This window comes from Streptomyces sp. NPDC005574 (genome assembly GCF_040605435.1).
Classification (GTDB): Bacteria; Actinomycetota; Actinomycetes; order Streptomycetales; family Streptomycetaceae; genus Streptomyces.
In genome coordinates, this window is sequence record NZ_JBEXCW010000205.1 from 1 (window position 1) to 5182 (window position 5182).

Annotated in this window: 4 protein-coding genes; 2 read left to right on the forward strand and 2 right to left on the reverse strand. The window is 70.6% G+C overall.

Going from position 1 to position 5182, the window contains the following annotated elements; translation table 11 throughout:
* Nucleotides 1-297: 297 nt before the first annotated feature.
* Complete coding sequence (locus ABZT03_RS42920) at nt 298-1107, reverse strand: 3'-5' exonuclease (protein ID WP_356049582.1); 810 nt, start codon at nt 1105-1107, stop codon at nt 298-300.
* Between the two features lie 174 nt (nt 1108-1281).
* On the opposite strand from ABZT03_RS42920, the gene ABZT03_RS42925 reads away from it, so the two are divergent.
* The gene (locus ABZT03_RS42925) at nt 1282-1497 is read left to right on the forward strand and encodes a helix-turn-helix domain-containing protein (protein WP_356049584.1); all 216 of its coding nucleotides are present in this window, start codon (nt 1282-1284) and stop codon (nt 1495-1497) included.
* Nucleotides 1498-1916: 419 nt separating this feature from the next.
* Here ABZT03_RS42925 and ABZT03_RS42930 read toward each other — a convergent pair whose 3' ends face one another.
* The gene (locus tag ABZT03_RS42930) at nt 1917-4352 is read right to left on the reverse strand and encodes a helicase-associated domain-containing protein (protein WP_356049586.1); all 2436 of its coding nucleotides are present in this window, start codon (nt 4350-4352) and stop codon (nt 1917-1919) included.
* A 115-nt stretch (nt 4353-4467) separates the two neighbouring features.
* Between ABZT03_RS42930 and ssb the strand changes: the two genes are divergently transcribed.
* Nucleotides 4468-4947 carry a single-stranded DNA-binding protein gene (gene ssb / locus ABZT03_RS42935; RefSeq protein WP_356049588.1) on the forward strand — a complete coding sequence of 160 codons (480 nt, stop codon included), beginning with the start codon at nt 4468-4470 and terminating at the stop codon, nt 4945-4947.
* Nucleotides 4948-5182 lie beyond the last annotated feature (235 nt).

A 5182-nucleotide genomic window follows, 5' to 3' on the forward strand; every position in this document is an offset into this window, starting at 1 on the left:
GCGTCGGGCATGGTCTGCGTGCGGGTGCCGCACGAGGACAAGCCCGGCAAGCGCGTGCAGCGGGTTTTCAACACCGTCGCGACCAGCGGCGCGATCCTGGACCTGGCCGACCACCTCATCAGCCCGCGCGTACCCGTATCTGGCAGAGGAGTGCCGTCGGCAGGCGCAATCCGCCCCTTAGGCTCGCCGCTTGGCCCTGGGCCCGACCGAGCGCGTATCGGGCCTTCTGGCCACGCTGTCACAGAGGGATGGGGGTTGAGGCCTGACGGTTTTCCGGGAGACGCCAGTCCCGGTTGATCACCAGCGGGGAGCGGGAACCGTGGCGGCCATCTGTTCGAGCTTGGCAAGCAGGAGCTTGCAGTCGGCGACCGCGTCGTGCGGGCCGCCGAGCGGCTGATTGCGGTAGGCGCCGCGCTTGACCGACCACAGCCCCCGCCACACCGCGTAGGGCACCATCGCGTCCTCCCACCGGCAGCGGGCCAGCCACTGGCCGGCCTCCGCGGGAGCGTCGTAGTGGCGGACGAGTTCGCGTTCAAGGACGGTGCGGTCGAAGTCCATGTTGTACGCGACCACGGTCCGCCCGTGCAACACCTCGGTCAGGGCAGGCAGCAGCCGGCCGAAGGCCGCAGCCGATGCGAGCCGCTCCGGGGTGATCCCGTGCACCGCGACAGCGTCCGGCTCGATGACGGCGTCCGGCTGCACGTACGCGTCGAGGAGCACCGAGCCGTCGCGCCCGACGACGGCGATCTGCACCGCGAACGCGTTCTGCAGGCCCGTCGTCTCCACGTCGAGAGCGGTCAGTGTCTTATCGGAGAGCAGGCGGCGAGCCCAGCGGGAAGCCTCCTCGCGCTCGCGGGGCCAGGACGCCGGCCGGCGCAGGGCGCGGACCGCGTCGTCCAAGCAATGCTGGGCCTCGCGGGTGCTCTGCACGTGCCACAGTGGCCGACTGCCGTTCGGCTCCGCGCTCACCGTCCCCAGGTACGTTCCGTCCTCGTATGCCGCCCACACCGGGCGGTCGGTGTCCGCGGGCCGCACGAACTGCACCGGCTGCCCGTCGACGTCTTGAGTGAACAGGTCCTGCCACTGGGCCGGGTCCGTGATGGTCACCGACGCTCCCTTCTCCTTGACCGTCAGGTGATCGCCACTCACGGTATCGGCCAGCTGACGCAAGGGTGTTGAGCCGAGACAAGCAGGCGGCCTCCGGGCTCCTAACACCCCTCTGCCGCCCCCATAGGCGATCATGGGGACGTTCGTCGTGTACTACCCGAGGAGGAACCGCTGATGTCCCGCAAATCTCCGGCCCGCAAGCTGATACCGGGCCCCGAGCGCGACCGTGTCGCCGCCGAGCTGAAAGCGAAGTACGAGGCAGGTGCCTCGATCCGGGCGCTGGCCGAGGAGAGCACCCGCTCCTACGGCGGCGTGCACCAGCTCCTGGCTGATGCCGGGGTGGTCTTCCGCTCGCGTGGCGGCGCGACGCGCACGGGGAGAGCGTCGTGATCCCCCTGCTGCCACACCACACCAAGAGCAGCGTCCTACTCGGCGCAGCAGGCCCCCAAGACGCCGGCCCCTTCGGACTATGGGGCGGTGCGGACGCGAAGGCAGACCTGGAAAGGCCCGGCGGCGACAGCAATTGATGGGACGTCATCACGCCACCGGGCGCGCCCAGTACCGCCTACGCGCCAGGAGTGACGAGGCAGAGGGCGCCGGAAGACGCCCTCTGCGTTGCCACCGTGCCCAGCGTGACCCGCCAGGCCCCGGCCATCACATGCCCACCCTGCGCAATGCCTTTGCGACACCGTGAAGCCCGTCGGCAGTCACACACGCGGTGATCCGGGGCAGTCCAAGATCGCCTTGCTGTTCCTTCCGGCCGTATCGCGGCTGCCCCGCCTGTACGGGCGGACGGGGCCGGACAGCCTTCAGGAAACCTTGCTCTTTGTGGCGGCCGGCTTGGCGGTCGCGGTGGAGGTGCGCAGGAGTGCTGCGGCGAGGGCGGAGGCGGTGGCCGGTCCCGAGCCGTAATGGGGATGAGCCTGGGCCAGAGGGGGCATCTGGGACTCGGCGCGTTCGGTGGGGGTTCGTTCCAGGACGGTCGTGCCCGTTTCGGCTTCCAGTACCGGGGTGTATCCGGCGGTGCGCAGTGCGGTGAGTGTGTCGTTGGGCGGTGCGGTGCTGATCAGTACGGTGGGGGCGATCTTACGCAGGCCGAGTTTGGTGAGGGAGCGGGTGGCGGCGACTTCGGTAATGAGGTGTTCGTCGTCGCTGCGGATGCAGCAGGCCGAACGGACGACGCGCAGGCGGCCGTGGGTGCGGGCGACGTCCTTGACGGTGTAGGCCAGTGGCTGGGGCAGTGCGGTGCCGCCTTCGCTGACCGCGGTCAGGCGTTCGAGCAGGGTGTCGGCGTCCAGGCCGGTGTCGAAGGCGCGGCGCAGTGAGGTGGGGGTGATGCGCCAGACGATGGCGTGTCCTTCGGATTCGCGGTCGGCGACGGTGGTCAGGAGGTCGCTGAGGTCGGGGGTGGGGGCGCCGGTGACGGTGGCGGTCAGGTCGGCCTGGAAACGGGCGGTGGTGCGCGGGGCGGGCAGCACCGCATTGAGGGCTGCCTCCAACTGGGTGGTGGCGTCGGCGAGTGAGGGGTGGCCGGTCAGGTCGGGGCCTGCGCCGGGAACGGCCGGGAAATAGCGTTCGGCTCCGGCGCGCAGCAGGGCGTGCAGGGCGTGGCCGGTGGGGGTGAGGGTGCCGTGCGCGGTGATGCCGAGGAGTTCGGCCTCGGCAAGGGTGGCCTTCGCGCGTGCACGGAGGTCCTCGGTGTCCAGGAGTTCGGTGAGTGCGGGGTGGAACCAGGCGGCGCAGGTGAGGAGTTCGTCGAGTGCTCCGGGAGCCACGGCATGCCCGGTGGGGAGGGTGGCGAGTGCGTCGAGGACGCCCCGGCGCAGGATGGTGGCCAGGGGGTCGGTGGGGTGGACCAGTGCGACGGGGCTTTGGTCGTTGTCGGCGGGCCAGTAGGTGAAGATCTCGGGTACCACGGCCCAGGTGGCCAGCAGGGGCAGAAGGCGGCGGGCGGGGGTTTGGGTGATCCAGGTGTCGTAGTGGGGGGTGGGCAGGAGGCGTGCTGGTGGCTGGGGTGCTGGTGTGCGGCTGCGTCGCCGGCCCCGCGGTGCGGGCAGGGTGGCCGGTTCGTGGTGGGGGCGCAGGAGGTCGGCGTTGGCGGCGAGGTCGAGCCACAGGCGGGCCTGTTCCTCGCTGATGGAGGCGTCCTTGGCGATGCGTTTGGTGTCGCGGACGGTGAGGCCGCCCGCTTTGCGGATTCCGGGCGGCTGGGCGGCCACGGTGCGCAGGACGAGTTCGGCGTGCCACGCGGCGGAGGCGGCCGCTGCCTGGGCCTGGCCGTCGGCGCCGGCGGGGACCGGCACGGTACGGGTGAGGGCCGGCGGCGCCAGGTCCACAGCGGGAGTGGTTTCGTCGCGCAGGGCGTGGGCGATCTCGTAGGGGAGTTCGGCGAGGTCGTGGCCCGCGGGCAGGACCATGCCGCGCTCGGCCAGCCAGTCGGTTCCCGGATCGCCGGACCCCTCGGGGCGCATCGTGAACTTGCTGTTCGGGCCGGAGTAGGAGCCATAGCGCGTCACGAAACAGTGGGTGCGCAGCAATGGCGGCCCGGGCACCAGCTTGTCGAGCAGGTCACGGGCGGCAGGCGGGGCCTGGGCGGCCAGTTGCTGCACGTTGCCCGCGTCCTTAAGGAAAGCGACGATCTTGTGCTGGGAGGCGTCACGCGTGCTGCCCTTGCCCAGGCCCAGCCGTTCGGCGATCGCATGCACCTCGGGGGCGTTGAAGGCGTCGGTGAGCAGCACATCGACGGGGCGGCCGTAACCCTGAAGGGCTGCCGAGCCGTGGTGCAGCAGCGCGGGAATAATGATCTTGCCCGTGTGAGGGGGCAGGACCAGCGCCTGCTCAGCCAGACGCTCCAGCGCTTCCCCGACAGCGGCCCGCACCGTGGTGTCGGGCGCGAGCTTGTCCAGGACCACGACGCGCTCGACGGCACGGCCCTCCGGATCGAGGACGGCATCCTGTCTGGGCATCCAGGACTGGGCGGGCACGCTCTGCCGCGCAACCGGGCCGTGCTCGGCATCGGCGAGCTGGGCGATCGCGGCCAGCAGCCCCAGATCACCAGCATGCAGCGATTCGAGAGCGCGACCGACGGACACACCGGACAGCAAGTGGTCGGCGAGCTGGTCCAGGGTGCGCAGGCCCTGCCCGTATCCGGCGGCCTGCGGCAGCCCCCTCAGCTCCAACAACGCGGCCAGCTGCTCGGGAGTGCGCCCGGCAAGCCAGTTCTTCAGGGCAGTCGTGCTCTTCACCCCACCGATCGTAGGGGACAACAGGGGGCCAACATCCCGGCCCCCTGCCCGCCTTCCGCATCGGTGGCGACGGCCGCAGCCCCTACGTGTCAGTAGGGTGTGCAAGGGTTGGGGCATGCGCAACGATATTCCGCTGACGGTGATCGGGAATCTGGTGGAAGACCCCGAGCTGCGGTTCACCCCCAACGGCGTCCCGATGGTCCGGTTCACGATCGCCTCCACCCCCCGGACATTCGACCGGGAGGCTGACGCGTGGAAGGACGGTGAGCCGACGTTCCTGGACTGCACCGCCTGGCGGCAGCTGGCAGAGAACCTCGCCGCCTCGGCCCGCAAAGGAGCCCGGCTGGTGGTCGCGGGCAGGCTGCGCACCGAACGCTGGGAGACCCCCGAGGGCGAGAAACGCTCGAAGATGGTGATGGACGCCGACGAGGTCGCAGCATCCATGACGTTCGCGACCGTGGCCATCACCCGCACCCCCCGCGCCGCGCCGCCCCCGGCCACCGCCCCCGACGATCCATGGGCCACCGCGAGCCCGACCCGGCCCGCCCCACCTGCCGGCACGGACGCACCCCACGAGCAGGAACCGCCCTTTTGACCAGGCCCGCAGTCCGGCCATGATGGTGTCCCGCTCAACCCGAGGACATCGCATGTGCCAGGGACCGCAGCAGCGTGCCGGTGACGATGACAGCGGCATCCAGAAGCTGCTGGCTGCGGCCCAGGCTTCATCTCGCTGACACCTGAGTTCCACAGTTAGTGGTGCCGACTAGGGCACGAAAATGCGGGTTGATCTGCGGAAATGCCTGTGAGCACGCTGAGGTGGCGTGTCACTA

Excerpts from the sequence above, each read along its gene's own strand:
- ABZT03_RS42925 (WP_356049584.1), top strand. The coding sequence starts at position 1,282 with ATGTCCCGCAAATCTCCGGCCCGCAAGCTGATACCGGGCCCCGAGCGC.
- ssb (WP_356049588.1), top strand. The coding sequence starts at position 4,468 with ATGCGCAACGATATTCCGCTGACGGTGATCGGGAATCTGGTGGAAGAC.